At 50.2% G+C, this 18,324-nt stretch carries 14 protein-coding genes; 9 read left to right on the plus strand and 5 right to left on the minus strand.

The features are described 5' to 3' along the window. The 5 genes from NNX04_RS13090 (at position 1) to NNX04_RS13110 (ending at position 5,444) form a co-directional block, all read left to right on the plus strand. Entirely contained in the window at positions 1 to 1,239 is a 1,239-nt protein-coding gene (locus NNX04_RS13090) for a hypothetical protein (protein WP_261946053.1), read from the plus strand. A 2-nt stretch (positions 1,240 to 1,241) separates the two neighbouring features. Then, positions 1,242 to 2,945, plus strand: a complete 1,704-nt coding sequence (locus tag NNX04_RS13095; RefSeq protein ID WP_261946054.1) for a hypothetical protein — start codon at positions 1,242 to 1,244, stop codon at positions 2,943 to 2,945. Then, complete coding sequence (locus tag NNX04_RS13100) at positions 2,942 to 3,583, plus strand: OmpA/MotB family protein (protein WP_261946055.1); 642 nt, start codon at positions 2,942 to 2,944, stop codon at positions 3,581 to 3,583. Before NNX04_RS13095 ends, NNX04_RS13100 begins: the two co-directional genes overlap by 4 nt. Before the next feature lie 605 nt (positions 3,584 to 4,188). Continuing rightward, entirely contained in the window at positions 4,189 to 4,689 is a 501-nt protein-coding gene (locus NNX04_RS13105; RefSeq protein ID WP_261946056.1) for a cysteine peptidase family C39 domain-containing protein, read from the plus strand. A gap of 32 nt (positions 4,690 to 4,721) precedes the next feature. Further along, positions 4,722 to 5,444 (plus strand): hypothetical protein, encoded by a 723-nt coding sequence (locus NNX04_RS13110; protein ID WP_261946057.1) that lies wholly within the window; start codon positions 4,722 to 4,724, stop codon positions 5,442 to 5,444. A gap of 38 nt (positions 5,445 to 5,482) precedes the next feature. On the opposite strand, the gene NNX04_RS13115 is transcribed toward NNX04_RS13110, so the two are convergent. The 5 genes from NNX04_RS13115 to NNX04_RS13135 all read right to left on the minus strand — a co-directional run bounded on the left by NNX04_RS13115 (position 5,483) and on the right by NNX04_RS13135 (position 14,248). After that, positions 5,483 to 5,704 carry a type II toxin-antitoxin system VapB family antitoxin gene (locus NNX04_RS13115; RefSeq protein WP_261946058.1) on the minus strand — a complete coding sequence of 74 codons (222 nt, stop codon included), beginning with the start codon at positions 5,702 to 5,704 and terminating at the stop codon, positions 5,483 to 5,485. A gap of 69 nt (positions 5,705 to 5,773) precedes the next feature. Beyond that, complete coding sequence (locus NNX04_RS13120; RefSeq protein WP_261946059.1) at positions 5,774 to 7,126, minus strand: Fic family protein; 1,353 nt, start codon at positions 7,124 to 7,126, stop codon at positions 5,774 to 5,776. Between the two features lie 158 nt (positions 7,127 to 7,284). Next, positions 7,285 to 8,376: a glycoside hydrolase family 5 protein gene (locus tag NNX04_RS13125; RefSeq protein WP_261946060.1), complete on the minus strand. Its 1,092-nt coding sequence runs from the start codon at positions 8,374 to 8,376 to the stop codon at positions 7,285 to 7,287. A 107-nt stretch (positions 8,377 to 8,483) separates the two neighbouring features. After that, a complete protein-coding gene (locus tag NNX04_RS13130) occupies positions 8,484 to 12,413 on the minus strand; it encodes a translocation/assembly module TamB domain-containing protein (protein WP_261946061.1) in 3,930 nt (1,309 codons plus the stop codon). Between the two features lie 2 nt (positions 12,414 to 12,415). Continuing rightward, a complete protein-coding gene (locus tag NNX04_RS13135; protein WP_232283029.1) occupies positions 12,416 to 14,248 on the minus strand; it encodes an autotransporter assembly complex protein TamA in 1,833 nt (610 codons plus the stop codon). A 136-nt stretch (positions 14,249 to 14,384) separates the two neighbouring features. Between NNX04_RS13135 and NNX04_RS13140 the strand changes: the two genes are divergently transcribed. The 4 genes from NNX04_RS13140 (at position 14,385) to NNX04_RS13155 (ending at position 18,261) form a co-directional block, all read left to right on the plus strand. Then, positions 14,385 to 15,230 (plus strand): 23S rRNA (adenine(2030)-N(6))-methyltransferase RlmJ, encoded by an 846-nt coding sequence (locus tag NNX04_RS13140; protein WP_261946062.1) that lies wholly within the window; start codon positions 14,385 to 14,387, stop codon positions 15,228 to 15,230. 45 nt (positions 15,231 to 15,275) lie between these two features. Further along, positions 15,276 to 15,677 (plus strand): hypothetical protein, encoded by a 402-nt coding sequence (locus NNX04_RS13145; protein WP_151054813.1) that lies wholly within the window; start codon positions 15,276 to 15,278, stop codon positions 15,675 to 15,677. A gap of 22 nt (positions 15,678 to 15,699) precedes the next feature. After that, the gene (locus NNX04_RS13150; RefSeq protein ID WP_007639586.1) at positions 15,700 to 16,053 is read left to right on the plus strand and encodes a DMT family protein; all 354 of its coding nucleotides are present in this window, start codon (positions 15,700 to 15,702) and stop codon (positions 16,051 to 16,053) included. A gap of 243 nt (positions 16,054 to 16,296) precedes the next feature. After that, positions 16,297 to 18,261: a putative bifunctional diguanylate cyclase/phosphodiesterase gene (locus NNX04_RS13155; protein WP_261946063.1), complete on the plus strand. Its 1,965-nt coding sequence runs from the start codon at positions 16,297 to 16,299 to the stop codon at positions 18,259 to 18,261. The last annotated feature ends 63 nt before the right edge of the window (positions 18,262 to 18,324 follow it).

Genomic DNA, 18,324 nt, shown 5'->3' on the forward strand with positions numbered 1-18,324 from the left:
ATGGGTTGGTTTTCTAGTATCGTAGATTCAGCGGTAAGTGTGGTAAAGACTGTTGCACAAACAGCTTCCGATCTTGCCAAAAAAGCGGTTGCTTGGGTTGCAGATAATGGCGAAAAGGTTATTGATAGTGTCAAAAATGTCTATTCGGCCGCCAAGCCTTACTTGGAGAAATCTATATTATGGTTAGATCGTGCCGCAGATCTCATACCTTGGCCATTTGTTAAAATAGGTGTCAAGGCAGGGATAAAAATTCTCGCGGGGCTAATGGCGCTAGAGAACTCTCCGATTTTGAAAAAGATTGAAATTTCAATTCGTTGGGTTATTGAGCGCTGCAAGAATCTTAAAGACAAATTTACCTCCACTGAAGAGTTTTGTGAAGCAGCAGAGCACAGTGAAAATTTAGACAAAGCTATGGACCTTATAGTTGAAAAAGAGGACAGAGCGACCGCCGGAGCTTTAAAGTTGATTGTAGACTTTGATCTCTTATCCTCTGAGATTGATGCACTTTTTGACTCTGACTTGATCAAAAGTTTTGATCATTATGCTCGACTTTCTGTGGTTCGAAAACTATTGAAGAAAATGGACGCTAAGTTAAGAATGGAAGAATACCAATACGTTGAAAATTGCGATGAAGAATTCATTGTTAAGGCAGGAAAAGAATTACTAAAGTTAAATCCAACTCTTGCCGAAGCTGATTTATCAAGATTAAGCAATTTAACTCAGCAAGTGTTTAATAAAAATATTCAAGCGTTAGTAATGGAGGAGCTAGTTAATAGCTGGTTGATTTCCCTTAATCAAAAAAAATTAGATTATGATGCGCTAATCAGTAAACTATCTAAAGATGAAGTTCTGCTGCGCAGATTCAAACGTGACCTTGAGAACGGTGACGAACTTGAAAAGGAGGATATGGATATACTTTATCAAATAGAAAAAAGTATTCCTATTGATAGAAAAAAGTTGGAAGAATTGCAATCCAAGATACAAAGCACAGAGAATTATATTTACGCCAGTGAAGGGTTTTTAATGGTTATTTCCGGAGATGAATTTTTTGAGGGGGAAAGCGCCTATTTGTTAGATGGGGCGATTGATGTCGCACAGACCATTATTAATGCCATGAAAAATGGGATCGACTGGAATGATTTGAGTACCGAGGGAAAATTTCTGGTAGTTGATTTTGCCAATATTTTTAAATTAAAGAGCAAAGAAAGAGCCGAACAGCTTGTTTCTGTTGAGGTATAGATATGAGCGTTGACGTGATTACCTTTATATTACCTGACACTAGCGTGCCACTGCAGATGGCTTTTTTTAGTGTTATTTCAAGTTTTTTTATAGTTACAGTCTTATTTTACTTAGCAAATGCAACAGAAAAAAATTGGCAAAAAAATTGGATCTCACACACAGAGGATGACACATCTGATGACTTGGTTGCAGATCATGGATCAGTGCACGATATCAGCGATGCGGTTGCCACAAAATCTGAAAAATGGGCAGAAGTGGCGCCAGGGATATTATTAGTTATTGGTTTGCTTGGAACTTTTATAGGTATTGGTATAGCACTTGATTCAGCTTCTGAACTTTTGGCTGGTGCAGGCAACGATGTACATCACAAAACAGATGAGTTGATGGGCATGATGGCGGGTCTTGGGGCAAAATTCAAAACATCGACTTGGGGGATCATCGCTTATTTAAGTCTTCAAATTATATTCTCTTTGTTCAAAAGAGATGATGCTCGGCTCAGATGGTGCATCAAGATGATTAAAGAACAATTGGATGCGAAAAAGGAGCAATCAAATAAACGATTCGATTCAATGCAGGCATCGCTTGTTAATGCAGTAGATAGAAACACTGCTTCGTTTGTAACCACCTTTAATCATGGTATTGCAGCGATACAAAACATGACCAATAAATCTAATGCCTTATCAGATATGACATTGAAGTCCATCAGTGAGCTTGGCTCAAAAACTAACGAACTAATTGAGCATCATAAACTGCATCAATCCATCTCCACAAAAGCGCTTGAAATTCAAAATGAAATTCATATGGAAACCAAATCTTTAGTATCTGGAATTTTAATGCTTCCTGAAAGTATTAAATCGTGCGTATCAGTGATTGAGAAAGCGAATTACAAGTCACACGCCATTTCTTCTTCCATATTAGATGTAGTCAACGAAGTATTAAATGAATCTAAAGATTTGACACATAGCATGTCGATTTTGCCTCAATGCATTAAAGAGATGGGAGTTTCGGCAGAGCTCATGAGTGATGCAGCGGATAAAAATGAAAGATCAAACACCAGATTTTCAGAAGTTATTACAGATTTTGATCAAGGTGTAAAAAGTGTCCTTGTTGATTTGAGCAATGAAATCTCCAGATCTCTTAGCGCCATGGATAGAAACTTTAATTCAAACATGGAAAATTTCTCTAATGCCGTAGAGGTTATGAATGCCGACTTGAAAGGTTTTCTCGAAAAGTTTAATGAGGAGAGCCAAGCTACAGGCAAGCGGCAGGACAAATCACTTAATGAGTTCAAATATATTAGCGAAGATCTTATGGAGAAAACAAAAATATTGAATACGAATCTTCAATATCTTTTCAATAAGCTAGACCAATCATTAGGGGCTGTCTCGTCAAACTCAGTTAAAATCAGCGCTCTATCTAATGAGATTAGTAATTCTAATGATAATATCTCTGCCTCCCTTAAATCTATATCTGAATTTTCAGAGAGACTAATAGATCATAACAATTCAAATAAAATTATAGATACTAAAATATCCTCAATTGACGAGTTTGTTAGATCTTCTGAAGATTTAGCTAAAGTGATGCGAGAAGTTTCGTCCGACAATATAGAAACGATCCGCAATAATCTGTCAGAGGTTCAGAATGTGCTCGTAAAAATTTATGATTTAGCTTCTAACTATGAACTGCAAGCGGAAGTAACCGAATGAAAACCAAGTCCAATGAATGGGTTTCAATCGCTGATTTAATGGCGGGTGTGGTGGCAGTAGTCATGCTCCTTTTAGTCGTTTCATTTTTACAAAGGCTTTCAGCGGAGCAACTTGCGCGCGAGAAAGATGAAATGGTTGAGAGCACTCGTCAGCAAAAAGTAGCTAATTTGCTAATCAGCATGGAGAATGAGTTTAAATCAAATGGACTCGGAGCTTTGATTAGTGTTGATTCTGCAGCATCAGAGCTTACGCTGCGTGATGGCGTTTTTTCTCGGGGAAGCGCATGTTTAACGAGTAATGCTGAGGAAGCAATTCTTGCATTGTCCGTGAGGCTAAAAAGTTTCCTTACTGACTTCCCTACCGGCAGAGTATTTGTTGAGGGGCACACTGACAATGTTCCTGTGTCTTCACCGGTAACTGATTTTAAAAAATTCTGTACAGTCTATGACGATAATTACACTCTTTCTGCTGCGAGAGCACGTGAAACAAGAAAGTTATTTGTAACTAATTTAGGCTCTAGCCTTTCGAAGCGAATTATTGTTGCTGGTTATGGCGATTCACAACCATTAAAAGATATTCCTCCTGAAGATGCGAGTAATAGGCGTGTACAGGTAAGGCTTGTTGTGAGTGAAAATTAATCAGGACATTATTTGAGTAACGAAATAACTATTCATACTCATTCCTTGTCGGTGCATCCTTTGTTTATCGCTCGGGTGATGCGAGAAAACTATCCTTACAAGGAATTACACTGCTCACATACGTGCCAGAAAATCGATGCAACACAAGCTGTCGCATCAATCTCGCATAATGCTCTCACACCAATAGCTACAGAGCCACCTCATGCCAATCCCTCTACCACCCCAAACATTCACCTGCCCTGCCTGCAAATGGCAGCGCACGACGATTCCGGCTAGTGATGTTTTGATGCTGGGGTTTAATTGGTTTGATCATTGCCCCGTATGTGACAACAAAAACATTGCCCAGCAACCAGCCAGCACAACCGAAATTATAAAGGCGCGTTTGGCGGGATTTTTTCAGAACAAAACCGAGGACTAACCATGTTAAAAACGATTCTCGCCCTTATCGGGTTAATTGTTATAGCGAAGCTGGTTTATGGATATTATTCCGAACTACAACGCGAAAAAGACAGGAAAGATCATTAACTTTTTAATAGCCTGCGCTTTGACTAAGCGCAATTTATGACATAAATATTGATCTATATAAATTCATGAGCATTAAATTTATGAAAATTCGTTTAATCGAACAAAAACCTAACGAATGTGGCTTAGCTTGTGTAGCTATGCTGACAGGAAAAACCACAGCAGACGTTAAACGGGTTATTTTCACCGAAAAAGAAATTACAAAAATATCCACTGACGATGAAAGTGGGTTTTATACACACTGCCCCGACCTAGTTAAGGCTCTTAAAAATTTTAATACTGATGCAGAAACTGTCGGCTTTAAGTCCTGGAGCGACTTAAACGGAGTTTATATAGTTGGCGTAAATACAGATGAAACTATAAAAGATAAAAATTTCCACTGGATAATTGTTATAAAAGATGAGGGGAAAGACGGACGGTTTATTATTATTGACCCTGAAGAAGCGAGTATTTATTACAATGGTGCGGCATGGGTTGATACTAAAGGCGGTTATTTTCGCCGGCCAAACTCTAATATCGTAAAAATCGACATAGATATCGACGGTATAGATTTCTCGACCATCACACTCGCAAAAAATCAATAGTAATTACACTCACAACATAAGTGCGCAAAAAAATGCCAGATAATGAAACTCTCGAATGGTCAACTTACATTTTTAGAATAGGTGATTTTGGTAGAAATATAGCTTCGCAATGCATAGCACATGAGAATCGGCTTCGGAATTTTGAGTTTCTTGCGTTTAACGCTCAAGACATAGATGAAATGCTTTTGCTCTTGGTTATTGTTGATGCAGAGGAGCACGGCGCAGTTGATGAACTTGAACATGTTATAAGTTGGAGTGCCGATAACAGCATCCGCTGTATTGTTTTTGTGAAGAAAAAAATTCCGGAAAATATTGATGGAAAAAACATCACCACATTTATCCCTATCGCAAACATAAACCACAACCAGTTGGTACGTTTTGTTTGTCAGCTGGCGCGAATGATTGAAGTGAAGGAACCGGTATGTGTGGATATTTCAGACCTGAATGCGGTTTTGATTGGATCAACATTGGGTTTGATCAGTATTCAACCCGTGAATACCTTGCAGAAAAATTATCAGCTTGCAGTAGAGAATGCACTGCAAGATTTTAGTAAGCAAAATCTTACAGTAGAAAAAATTACCGGACTGCTCGTTCGTTTGGTAGCGGCAGAACACAACTCATGGGTGAATTACGCTGGTGCTGAAGAAGCACTCTCCGCACCAGAGTATACAAATTGCTGCCAAGTGATTTGCTTGGGTACTGATGCCGAGATGCAATCAGATCAGCTGGAGCTGTTCGTGTTAGCAGTAGGGTGAGCTCAGCATAGACTACAAGTAGGCTTAGCTATTACGCTTCAATTTTCAGTACCTTCAGCTTGTTCCACCTCATCCCGATGACGCGGAATGGCTTGCAAAACGGGTGCTGTACCGCCCAGCGCCACAAGGCGTTTAACGGCCTGAACGTGAACGAAGGTTTTGATGGCCTCACGAAAAATATCATTTTTATTTGTATTCGGATCAGCCAATTCGAGCGCTTTGTTGTAGAGGGCACCCTCTATTGTCATGGTGTTACGCATGGTTTGTAATCTCACCGAATCAAATAAGATTCAGCCTTGCATCATTTTTGATGCAAACACAAACAACAACTATTCCCTCTGTGCTTGTTCCCATACCTTGAATTCAGAAGGCCGCAGGCCGTAGCGGGCTAATACGCCTTCGTGCAGGCGGCGCAGCTCTTCGATAATCAGTGCTTGCACATTGGCGCGTTCAGCGTCGGGGACCTGCCTTGCAACGGCATCGCTGATTGTTGTCATTGCATCTGCTTCGGGGTGAGTGACTACATCCTTGATTGTCGTTTTGATCAATTCACGCCATATCAACCTGGCTGGATCGGGTTCTGCCAAGCCTTGTTTAATCGCCAGATATTCCTGGGTAGAGCGTTCGTAGGCCCATACATAAAGGTCGCGTAATAGTTCCACCCGGGTGAGTTCGTAAACACCGAGAGTGGCACAGCTATAAGCCTGTTCGGGCACATCCAAGAATGTCAGCGGGCACAGGTTGGCGCGGAATAACGGCAGGTTGGCGGTCAGTCTGGAGGTGCGCTTGTTGATATCGGCAAAAGGTTGCAAATAAGGCAAATGCACCATCATAAAAAATGATTGCTCAAAGGGATCCTGTATTGTGTTGGATTTTGCCAACAGCATGTCGAGTGCGGTTTGTATCTGCTGGGGGGTGGATAAAGGGCGGTACACACTTTTACTGATATCTACCGCGTGCATTCTGATCCGACCTTCATCAGCAGGGTTGGGCAGCAGGTTTTCGGCGAGCGCACTGTGCAAATTCATCAGTGTGTAATGATTAAACCCGGCGCTTTCACTATTTTCAACGAGCAATTCAATGGCAGCTTTGTGATTCAGGATCATCTGTGTTTCGAGTACCGCTTTACCTTGGGCAACCTTGCCTTGCTCAATCAATTCGACGGTGTCCAGTCGTGAATAGGTATTGCCTTCCAAATGACTGGAAGCCCAGGACAAATCAATTAACAGGCGATTAAGTATGGCGCGGCTGTAGGTGCCAGCGGGCGCCTGATTTTGCGTCGTCCGCCCCATTTTATGGAGCTGAAGGCGCAAGGATTGGGAAAGGTAATAGCTGTGGTTGGGTTCGTAAGCGGCCAGAAAATCCTGTTGGTAACCCACGGGTTTGCGCGCAGCAAGCGGTTGGTTGATATAGGCCAGTATGTCCCTGCTATCCGTAGACAGCGGAATGTAATCCGGAAAGTGATCACTGTCTGCCGGGGTGGCTATCGCGCTGTTTGCAATTGCGAAGTAGCGACGCGCACGGCCCCTACCTGTCGCCACAACCCGGCCCGATGCCATTAATTCGCTGATTAATCGCTGTGCCGTTCTGCGAGGAATATTCGGATGTTGTTCGAGCAGTTCATTCAGGGCAAGGCCACTGCTGGACTGGATGCTGTGGAGTAATGAGTCGATATTTTTCATGCTACTGGCGCCGTTTGACCCTATTTGGCGTCATTCTGGCGCAGTTATACAAACTGCGCCAGTTTTATCTCTTAATCGCGCCACTTTTCACCCAAACTGCGCCACACTTCACCCAAACTGCGCCAAAATGGTGGCGCAGTTTAGTGACTCATCTATCTCTATTTGTTGTCCTTCAGCATCACCTTGCGGAAATGTTCGCCTTGCATGGTGGGTTCATAGTTGTCGTAGCTGGTGAAAAGTTGGGGCGACCAGTCCGGGTCAAAGACCCAGGCCACCCAGCTGATGCCTTTGCTGTTGAAGTAGTCGGTGATGCGTGGGCCGTAGCCGCCTTCGTCGATAACCGGGATGTGGGCGCCTTTGTCGGTGGCGCGTTGATAGCCGATCTCGGTGGCGAATACCGGGTATTTATCGGCCATAAAACCAAAGTCGCGCTCCCAGTTGGCTTGGTAAGGCGCGCCGACTTTTTGTGGGTAGGGGTGACTTACATAGGCAATGTTTTGGCGATCTATAGGGTTGGCCGCCGCTTCTTTGAGGTCATAGGCCCAGTTAAAACCGGCAACCAGTGCAATGGCTTTGCGGTTGTGGGCTTGAATGATGGTGATGGCCTCTTCGTTAATGGCTTTCCACTCCGCCCAACTCACTACCCCCAAACGACCATTGAATACCGTTGGCTCGTTGAAAATCTCATAGAAGGCGACGGAGTTAACGCCGTTGTAGCGCTCGGAAACACGGCGCCAGAAATCAAAGGTTTCGCCTTTGGTGGTGTGGTAGGAACTGTTTTGGAACATTTCAGATTTGAGGTTGCCGATGGAGTGCCAGTCGATAATGGTGTACATGCCCAGTTCGTTGTTCCAGGCCACTACCTGATCCAGCAGCTCTAAATAGCCTTTTACGCCGCGCTCTTTCCATGCGCGCGGGTGCACTGGCACACGCACCACGTTGGCGCCCCAGCTGCGAATCACTTCAAAGTGTTTTTTGGTGAAGCGTTTGTCCTTGGCGATTTTGTCGGGGTCGGAAATATTGACGCCGCGAAACACCAGAGTCTTGCCCTGCTCATCCACAAAACGATTGCCGTCCACTTTGATCAGCGGGAGCTGACGGCTGACTTTGGTTTTATCAAACGCGGGAACATCGCTGGCATTCCACCAGCCGCTGGCGGTTTCCCAGGCGTTGTCGGCCTGCACCAAGCCGCTGAAGGCAAATGCCAAGGCGGCCAGTAGCAGGCGCGGGAGGGTAAGTGCGGTATGCATAGTTATGTCTCTTTGGTTATTGTTGGAGAGACAATATGTAACCGATGACAGCCGGTTATGCCACGAGGTTTGCGCTAATTTACGCCGCGAGCCGTGACGCGAGCTGCTTAGCGTTCGATTTTATAAATCAGATCCACGGTTTTGGTTTCGCCGGACTCCGCCTCAATGCGGAAGCTGTCGGTGAGTTGGTATTCAATGCCAAAGCTGAACGCCTGATCAAAAATACCCACCACGTAGCGCACCAACAGTTTAGGGGTCAAGTATTTGCCCACCCACAATTGGCTCTGGTCGATGCCGTCATCGGATTTCACTTCCAGCTGATCGACGCGGAAGAAGCGGTTGATCTCGGCGGTGATGGAGCCGCCCGAATCCATGCCCAAGCCGCTCATGGCGCTGAGCAGCAGCGAGGCGTCGGCATCGGAGGCGTCTTTGATAGGTTTGCCGGTGAGCAACATCATCATCGCTTCGCTGTCACTGCGGCTGGGCGAGGAGAAAACTTTGGCTTTCGGGCGCTGCAGGGTGCCGTCGATATCCAAGCCCACTTTGGTACTGTCGCTGTCGCGGATTTGGCGGGTGGCGCGAATATCCAACCCGGGGTTGTCATAGGGGCCCTGAAACGCGAGGCGGCCGCGCTCGATGGTCAGGGTTTGGCCATAGGCTTTATAGCTACCTTCGGACACACTCACATAACCGTTGGTAAAGAAGGGGCGATGGGCCTCCTTAAGCAAATTCAGACGGCCTGTGAGTTTACTGCTCAGGCCGAAGCCTTTGAAACTCACATCCTTACCCAGGGATAAGTTCAGGTTGCTGTACACGCTGAAGGGCGATACCGACTGCTCTTGCAGGAATTTCTCATCCACGATCACGACGTCGGAGGACACCTGGGTCGCCGAGGGCGGCAGGCTTTTGATATTGGCGCGCGCCCAGGGAATCACCGCGTCGCCGGTGAGGTGCATAGCGCTGGCATCGGCGGTGACTTTGATATCGGGCGACAGATTGGCCTTGAGTTGCGGCAGGGATACCACGCGGAAATCCGTGCCATTAATAAACGCCTGGGCGCGCCAGTTGGCGGTGCCAAAACCGTTGAGATCGCCCACCAACGTCATCCGTCCATCACCCGACTGCACCTGACTGACCAGGCTGATAACGCCGGCGCGGGTGGAATTGAGGTTCAGCTCTATGCCCTGCAAGTCCAACCCCAGACGCGTCATGTTGGCGCCGCCATTGCGCAGGTTGATATCGCCCAGCAGATAGGGCGCGCTGAAACTGCCACCGGCAGTCAGGTCGGCGCTGAGCTGGCCTTTCACGTCATTGGTAAAGGGCAAGAGGGTTTCCAGCGGGGCAATATTGTGGAAGTTCACCTGCAAGCGCGCTCGCTCGATGGCCTGTTGTTGCAAGTCCAACAGGCTGTCCAGATCCATCCGCCCGTAACCCACCCACTCCAGCCCGGCGGTGGCGCTCAGTTGCGCGTTTTGCAATTGCGCGCGCAGGGCAAAATCTTTCCAGGGGTAAATATCGGTCACACCACCGGCGTATTGGTAGCGCAGCTCGGCGTTGCGGGTCGTCACATTAAAGTTGGCGCTGGTGCCGGCGAGGGACAAATCGGGCGACCTGAGCGTGAGGTTGCCATCCATCACCCCGGCAAAATAGACCTCGGTTTTAAACAGCGATAAAAACTGGCGCAGGGGCACGGCGTCCAATTGGGCATCCAGACTGGCACCGGTGGCGCTCGCCCAATCGCCCCCAATACACAGGCGCGGCAGGTTGTATTTTTCGATTGTGCTGGCTGGCAGCGCCGGTTGATTAACCAGCCAGGCGTAAGGGGTTGTCGGTAGCGGCGATTGATTGGGCAGCCACTCAGCGCGCAGCTGCTCGTTCTCAATATCAGTGTCGCGCACCACAGCGGCAGTGAGGTTGGTGCGGGTAGTCAGGCATTGCTCACCCAACAATAGCCCCGTCGCACTCACCCGAATCGGTTTGCTGGAGGTGAGCCACCAGCGCGGCACTTTGGTCAGTTTCACCGCCAGCTGGTTCAGGCTGCCCTGCCAGGCGTAATCGCCATACTCCCCCTGCACACCAATATCCGCGCGGCCCAAACTGGGGCTGCGCACTATGGCCTGCAGCTGATGTTTGGCCACCGAGCCGGAACCTTTTAGCGTGAGGCTGGAAAAATACTGCTGCGCCAACTGCACGCGGTTAGCGACAAAATTAAGCTGGTAGCGCTCCTGCAGCAGCTCACCCGTAAGCAGGTTGATAGGGTTTGCCAAGGGCGGCGCGACGCTGGATGCCTGCACCGCCGGTGTTTCTGCCGCCAGCGCTGGCCCAACCAAAGGCTCCGCCTGGGACGCTTGCGGGGCGAGGGACAACTCCAGTTTTTCCAGCGCATAGCGCCGTCCCCAAGAGAATTTGTTGGCGCTGGCGGTGAGGCTGATACGCGGATGGGTGCGGTCGCCGCGCAGCTCGCCTTTACTGATCACACTGCCGGAGATACTTTCATCGATTTGCTGCAACAGCGGCGCATTGATATTCCACTGCAGATTGATGTCATTGCCCACTTCACCTTTAAGCTGTAGTTGGTTGGCGCCGACTATCAACTCCAGCGCGTCGCTGCGCAGGCTGTTGCCATCCACCGCCAATTCACCGCTACCGAGCACATTCACTCCGCGCAATTCACCCTCGATGCGCAAGTCGCGCAGCGCCGCCTGCCACTGCGATTCCTTGAGGCTGCCGCTGGTGCTAAAACTGGCGTTGAGGTGGCTCGGCCAGTTATCGACGATACCCGCGAGGTTAAAGGCTTTGGTTTCGACCGCGAGCTGCCACTCCAGCGCGGGCAACCAGTTGACACTACCGGTGATGTTCAAACGCGCCGCGCTGTTGGGCGAAGCCTCATCACTGACTGTAGGGGTGTTAGCACTGGCGACGGGATCCGGGGCGACATCCGCTGTTATATCGGTCATGGCCGGTGCACTGGATGCCGCTGCCGAGCTGCTCGTGGCGATAGCCTGCAGGCGTTCACCCAATTCGCGGATACTCAGGTTCTGTATTTGCAGGCCATCCAGATTGCCATTTACCTGGCTGTTGAGCGCCAGCGCGGGGGCATCGGGCAGCTGGATCGCCCCCTCTACAGTCGCGCGATAGGCCTGCCAATTCCCCTCGGCCTTGAGCAGACCGCGTGTTACCGGCACGGTTTTCTCTGCCATCCACCAGGCGGCGGGCAGGGTTTGGGCGGGCCACTCCAGCACCAATTTTAAGGCGGGTGCAAGATCCAACTCGCGCTGTTCGTTGACCAAAGCCCCCGAGGCCTGGGCGCTCAGCTGCACTGGCGAGTCAAGTTGATTATCCAGCTGCAGCTGCAACAAGCTGCCCTCCAGCTGGCTCAGGCCGCGATAAAGTAAGCCCTCGGTGTTAGCGTCGGGCGCGGGCTGTTGCCACTGCCAGTTCAGCGCCGCATGGGAATCGTAGGGGTAATCCAGACTGGTGCGGCCGGTCAGGCGCAGTTGGTAGTCGCGGTGAATCAGGCTCAGGTCGCGGTAGCGCAGGTGAAAAGTACCCAAGCTTAAATCGCCACTGAGCTTTTCCCACTGCAGCGGCTGCTCACCTTGCTGGAAGCTGATGTGGCGCAGATCCAGATTGCGCAGTTGCACCCGCACCGGTAGCCGCAGGCTGGGCCAAGCGCTAAAAGGGGCGGCAGCGGGTTGCTCCTCCGGAGCGACGGGTAGTTTCAGGCTGATGCGCTGGGCGCTGAGGGAATCGATCATCAACGCGCTGTAAAGCAAGTCGATAGGACGCCAGCGAAAAGAGACCTGCTCGGCGTGAAACTCCACCTCGCCCTGCTGGTAATCCACCGTTTCGATATCCAGGCCAGTGCGCAAGTTGCCCGTCATAGGCCCAAGGGCGACATCGGCCAGCGCCGCAAGACGCGTGACCACCCAGCGGCTGCCGGTTTGGGTTTCCAGCAGCGCACTCAGGGTCGCAAGCAGAATTAACAGCAGCGCGACAAGACTAAAAAACCAATTGCGAAACTTGCGTAAGGTCATGATTACAAATCCGGCCCCATGCTGATGTGCCACATCCAGGACTTTTCATCGTCCAGCGCTTTGGCCACATCGATACGAATCGGGCCGATGGGAGAGATCCAGCGCACACCGACACCGGCGCTGCGCTTGAAATCAATATTGGTATCGTCAGCGGCGTTACCCTGATCGTAAAACAGCGCCGCCACCCAATTGGAATCCTCCAAGCGGTAGTCGTATTCAATACTGGTCACCAACAGGTTATTGCCGCCAATCACTTCCTCGGCGGCGGCCGGGTCCTCCAGCGGGCCGGCAAAATCCTCACCATAGATATTGCGCGTTGGCCCCAGGGATTTGTATTCATAGCCGCGCACGCTGGAATCGCCACCGGCAAAAAAGCGCACCGAGGCCGGCAGTTGATCCACATTATCGGTCTCGGTGATGCCCAGCTCGGTGCGCAGCAAAATCCGCCCATAGGCAAAGCCCTTCACGTATTTGGCGCGGCCATAAAACTGCGCAAAACTGAAGTCCGAGCCGATACTTTTGGGGGAGCCGGAAATGCGCCCAAGCGCCGACCACCCGCTCAAGGGGTAGGGCGAACCGTCGGTTTTGGTGCGCAAAACCGACCAGGACGGGATAATCAAATCGCTGCGCTGGGGCAACATACGCCCAATGGTAGATTCCTCCTGAATGTAATCCAGCGCATAGGTCTGCAGCCATTTGTTGTCGTGATAATAGGAATAGCTGCTGCCGTAGGTGTATTTTTCGCTGAGCGAGGTCACCGTCTCCTCTTCCAGATAGCCGGTGTAAAAGCGCAGAAATTCATAGGCCGGGCGACGCATGGGAATAGTGTAGGTGGCTTGCGCGCTTTTTTTGATGTCGGACGCCGCCAGATCCGCGTTAAAGCGGTGGCCGCGCCGGTTTACATAGCGATCCTCAAAACCGAGCAATACCCGCGGCTCATCGGCTTCAATACCGGCACCCATGGAGTAGGCATGACGCTTGCGCTGCTCCAGGTCGATATTGATAGGCACCTGATGATCCTCCAGCGCCTGCAGGTCGGGCGACACGCTCGCCACTGCAAAATAATTGCTGGCGTTGTACACATTTTTTAACTCCAGCAATTCATCGGTATCGTAATAATCGCCGGGTTTTATGTTGTAGTAGCGCTGCAGAAAATCCTCATCGAGGATCGAGTGCTGCAGGTTGATCTCGCCAATCCGGTAGCGCTTGCCGGTGTCGTACACCAGCGCAATGACCGCACTTTTTTCCGCGACATTGACCGATACCTGCGACTGCTTGAACTCGGCATCAAAATAACCGTGCAGTGACGCGAGCGAACTGAAGCGCGCCTTGAGGGTTTCATAGCGGCCGTGATTGAGGCGATTGCCCAGTTTGATGCCGGGTTTGTCGTAGAGTGATTGGAAAATTGAATCCTGGCTGCCCTCGCCGAGGATTTCAATGCGCAGCTCGGTCACCAGGATCGGGTCGCCCGGCGTGAGCTGCATATTCAAGCCCCAGCAATCTTTATTGCGCACCAGCTTGGCCTCGTACTCCAATTCATAAAAGCCGAGCGCCTGGGCGGCAGCGGTGATTTCTGCCGCGCTGTCATTGAGCATGGTATTCAGCCGCCACAGCGGCGTGGTGCAGCTCTCCTCGGCCAGGCTCAGGTGCAGGCGCACATTTTCGCGCAGGCCTTTGGTGCCGCCAGTGATATCGATTTCCGGCTCGGCGGCCTGCACCTGCGGGCTGCCCGTCAGCCACAGCGCAGCCACGGACAACACCGCCACCACAGAGCGCATGCGAAATGGAAAAATAAAGCGAGTGACTGGGGGAGAGAACAATCCGGGTATCTTCATGATGTAGACGCAGGCGTTACTGTAACTGCTTGGTTCCTTCACTAAAAGGTTAATCGTGTGACAATCTTGTTCGGGTATTTATCCCCTTGGGCCGCTATAATTCCGCCCCCTTGCCTGTCTCCCTGGATCGCCCCCTATGCTCAGCTACCGCCACGGTTATCACGCCGGCAATTTTGCCGATATTCTCAAACACACCGTGCTGGTACACATGCTGGAGTATATGACGCAAAAAGATAAACCCCTGCGCATTATCGATACCCACGCGGGCGCCGGTGTGTACAAACTGAGCGGCCCACAGGCGCAAAAGAACCGCGAGTTTGATACGGGCATAGGCCCGCTCTGGACTAGCAGTGAAAAACCCACCGCCCTCGCCCGCCTACTGGAACTGGTACACACCCTGAACGAGCGCGGCCCACTGCAAATTTACCCCGGCTCGCCGCTGATTGCGCAGACCCTGATGCGCCCCATCGACCGCCTGTTCCTGCACGAACTGCACCCCAGCGACTACCAATTCCTGCGCGATGCCATGCGCAGCGACAAGCGCGTCAAAGTGCTGGATGAAGACGGTTTCGCCAGCCTGCAAGCACTGCTGCCGCCACTGGAGCGCCGCGCGCTGGTATTAATCGACCCCTCCTATGAAATCAAAAGTGACTACCACCAGCTGGTGAAACAGGTGATTAACGCCCACAAACGTTTTGCCGTGGGCAGTTTTGCGATTTGGTACCCGGTGGTGAACCGCGCGCGGATTGACGAAATGGAGCTGGCACTGAAAAAATCCGGCATCAAAAATATTCAATTGATGGAATTCGGTATCGCACCCGACAGCCTTGAACACGGCATGACCTCCAGCGGCATGATAGTCATCAACCCGCCCTGGACACTCTGGGGCGCAATGGAGGAAACCCTGCCCTGGTTAGTGGATAACCTGAGTGAACCGGGTCAGGGGTTTTACCGCCTGGAGCAACTGGTCGCCGAAAAGTAGTTTCCACAACAGAGACGTTAACCCGCACGGGAGCAAGAAATCGCTATGAGCACCATGACTCACGCCAAACGCGCCGCCATCGCCAGTGCATTTATCTTTCCTGGCGCTGGCCTGTTTATGCTCGGCCAGCGGCTGCGCGGCTGCGTATTCGCGGTGCCCGCCGCGCTGATTATCGGGCTGCTGTTTATCAACCTGTTGCAGGTTGCGCTGCAGCTTTCCAACGAGTTGGATGCCAAAGCCAAACGCGGTGATTTTGGTCTGGACATCCCCTATCTGTGGAATAGCCTGCACGGCGCCGTGTTTGAATCGCCCTATTGGGCCGAGGGCAAATGGCTGCTGCTTGCCGCCTGGCTGTTCAGCATTATGAGCTCCTACGCGGTGGGCAAAAAACGCGATCTGGAAGAACAGCAAGCCACCACAACCCCTGACACCCACGAACCACACTAAACCATCCAGCGCTGGAGCAACCATGCAGGCATCCCTTATCGCCATAGGCCTATTGTTTTGCAGCAATATTTTTATGACCTTCGCCTGGTACGCCCACCTCAAGGAGCTGAATAACAAACCCTGGATTATCGCCGCCTTTATCAGCTGGGGCATTGCACTGTTTGAGTACCTGTTGCAGGTGCCGGCCAATCGCATTGGTTACACGGTGATGTCAGTGGGCCAGCTCAAAATCCTGCAGGAAGTGATCACCCTCAGCGTGTTTGTACCCTTTGCGCTCTTCTACCTGAAAGAGCCGCTCAAGCTGGATTACCTCTGGGCTGGCTTATGCCTTTTGGGCGCAGTATTTTTTATGTTTAGGGACAAAATAACAGGATAAAGCCCCTCGTTTTTCCGGCAAATGGCGCGAATATCAACTATAAATAGCTAATACGCGAATGCCATTTGCTCCCGGACATAACCACAACAACTCCGCAGCCAGGGCGTCAGCATCAACCGCTTACCCGTAGCAGACCTGCCTCTCATCACAACGGAACCTGTACTCAGTCAGAGCGGAACTTGTCTCAGCCACACTGGCGCAGCGCCGCTGGCAGGTCGCTATCATTATGACCAAGGCCAGATCGTGGATCATCAACCGCCCAACACCAAGGCTGTAAGCGACCCATTACAGCCACTGCCCGCAGCCAAAGGCGCCCAACCCGCCCGCACCGGCGTCGCCTGCGACAGTTTTACCAAAACCAAAACCAAACGCCTGGTGCAAATTCTGCGCGTCACCCAAATCGCCCTGCTGCTGGTAAGCATTATCACCATGACCGCCGCGCGTTATGACGACAGTTTTATCATGATCGCCACCGGCATTTTTTTATTCAGTGTGGACTGGGCGATTTATAAAAAACGCGCGCTGCTGGGTGCGACGATTTTTCTCATCACCCTCACCCTGATGCTCTCTTATCTCGCGTGGATGGGCAGCGGCATTCGCGATACCGCGCTGCTGGGTTACTGTGGGGTGATGGTATTTGCCGCCATGCTCGGCAACAAACGCCTGCTCGTGTTTTTAGTCGCACTAATGGTGGCCGTGCTCGCCGCCATCAGCTACGTCAACCACTTCCAACTGCACCAACATGCGATTGCGCCAACCAACCTCGCCACCGGCAGTATTACCATTATTATTTTATGTGTGATTGCAATTGCAGTGGCGCTGCTCGCGCAGGACTACCGCGCGGCACTCAATGAATTAGCGCGCGAAAACGAGCGCATGATCAATATTCAAAATCATATAGAGCGCCTCATCAGCCACGATTCACTCACCGGCCTGCCCAACCGCAATTTGGCGCAGCGCAATTTTCAGAAAATTTATACACAAGCCAAACAACAGCGGCAATTGCTCGGCATTATTTTTATCGATCTGGATAATTTAAAACCCATCAACGATTCACTCGGGCATCAAGCGGGCGATCAGATTTTAAAAGAAGTGGCGCTGCGCCTGCTCAGCTACACCAAAAAAGTCGATTCGGTATGTCGCTATGGCGGCGATGAATTTATTGTATTTTTGCCCAACATTGAATCCGCCGACCAAGCATCACAAGCGAGTTTGGACATACTGCAATTGGTGTCAGAAAATTACCTCTACCGCAATATTGAAATTTTCTGCACCTGCTCCATCGGTATCGCCCTCGCCCCACAAGACGGTGAAGACCTGGATACACTGATTAAAAAAGCCGACATCGCCATGTATCACTCCAAGGATTCCGGGCGCAACAGTTTCCGCTTTTTTAACCCGGCGATTAATCGCAACATGCTCGACCATATCAGTTTAATTTCCGGCATGCGCAAAGCGCTGCAAGAAAAAAATTTCAGTTTGCACTACCAACCCAAAATTGATTTACGCACCAATCGCATTTGCGGCTTTGAAGCACTGCTGCGCTGGCAACACCCCGAACAGGGTTTTATTTCACCCACTATTTTTATCCCGCTCGCGGAATCCTCAGGTTTAATTATTCAATTGGGCGAATGGGTTATTCAAGAAGCCTGTCGCCAAGCCAAACACTGGTACGACAGTGGCCTGCTGCAATTTACCATCGCTATTAATATTTCCTCCATTCAATTCAAACGCGGCAATATCGACAACCTGGTATTAGGCGCACTCGCCACCAGCGGCCTGCCACCGCAATATCTGGAATTGGAATTAACCGAATCACTATTAATTGAAGACAGCGACCGTTTGGCGAGCACACTGGCACACCTGCGCAGCGAAGGTGTTCACCTATCCATCGACGATTTTGGCACCGGCTATTCCAACTTGGGGTATTTGAAAAAATTTGAAGTAGAAGCACTGAAAATTGATCAGTCCTTCGTGCGCAAAATGGATGACCAAAGTAACGACGCCGCCATAGTGCGCGCCATCATCCAAATGGCCAACAGCCTCGGCCTAAAAACCATCGCCGAAGGCGTAGAAGACGCCCCCACCCTCGCCCTGCTGCGCAGCCTGGGCTGCACCCAAGCACAAGGCTATTATTGGGCACGCCCCATGGCCGCCGATGAAGTCCCTATTTTTTGTGAGCTGTGGGACAAAAACCACTCTGCTTAAATTAGCGTCAAGACTCGGAGCGGTAAAGATTTTTACCGCAGGTTTTACATACATGCAGATTTA

Source organism: Cellvibrio sp. QJXJ, assembly GCF_024452345.1.
Lineage (GTDB): Bacteria > Pseudomonadota > Gammaproteobacteria > Pseudomonadales > Cellvibrionaceae > Cellvibrio.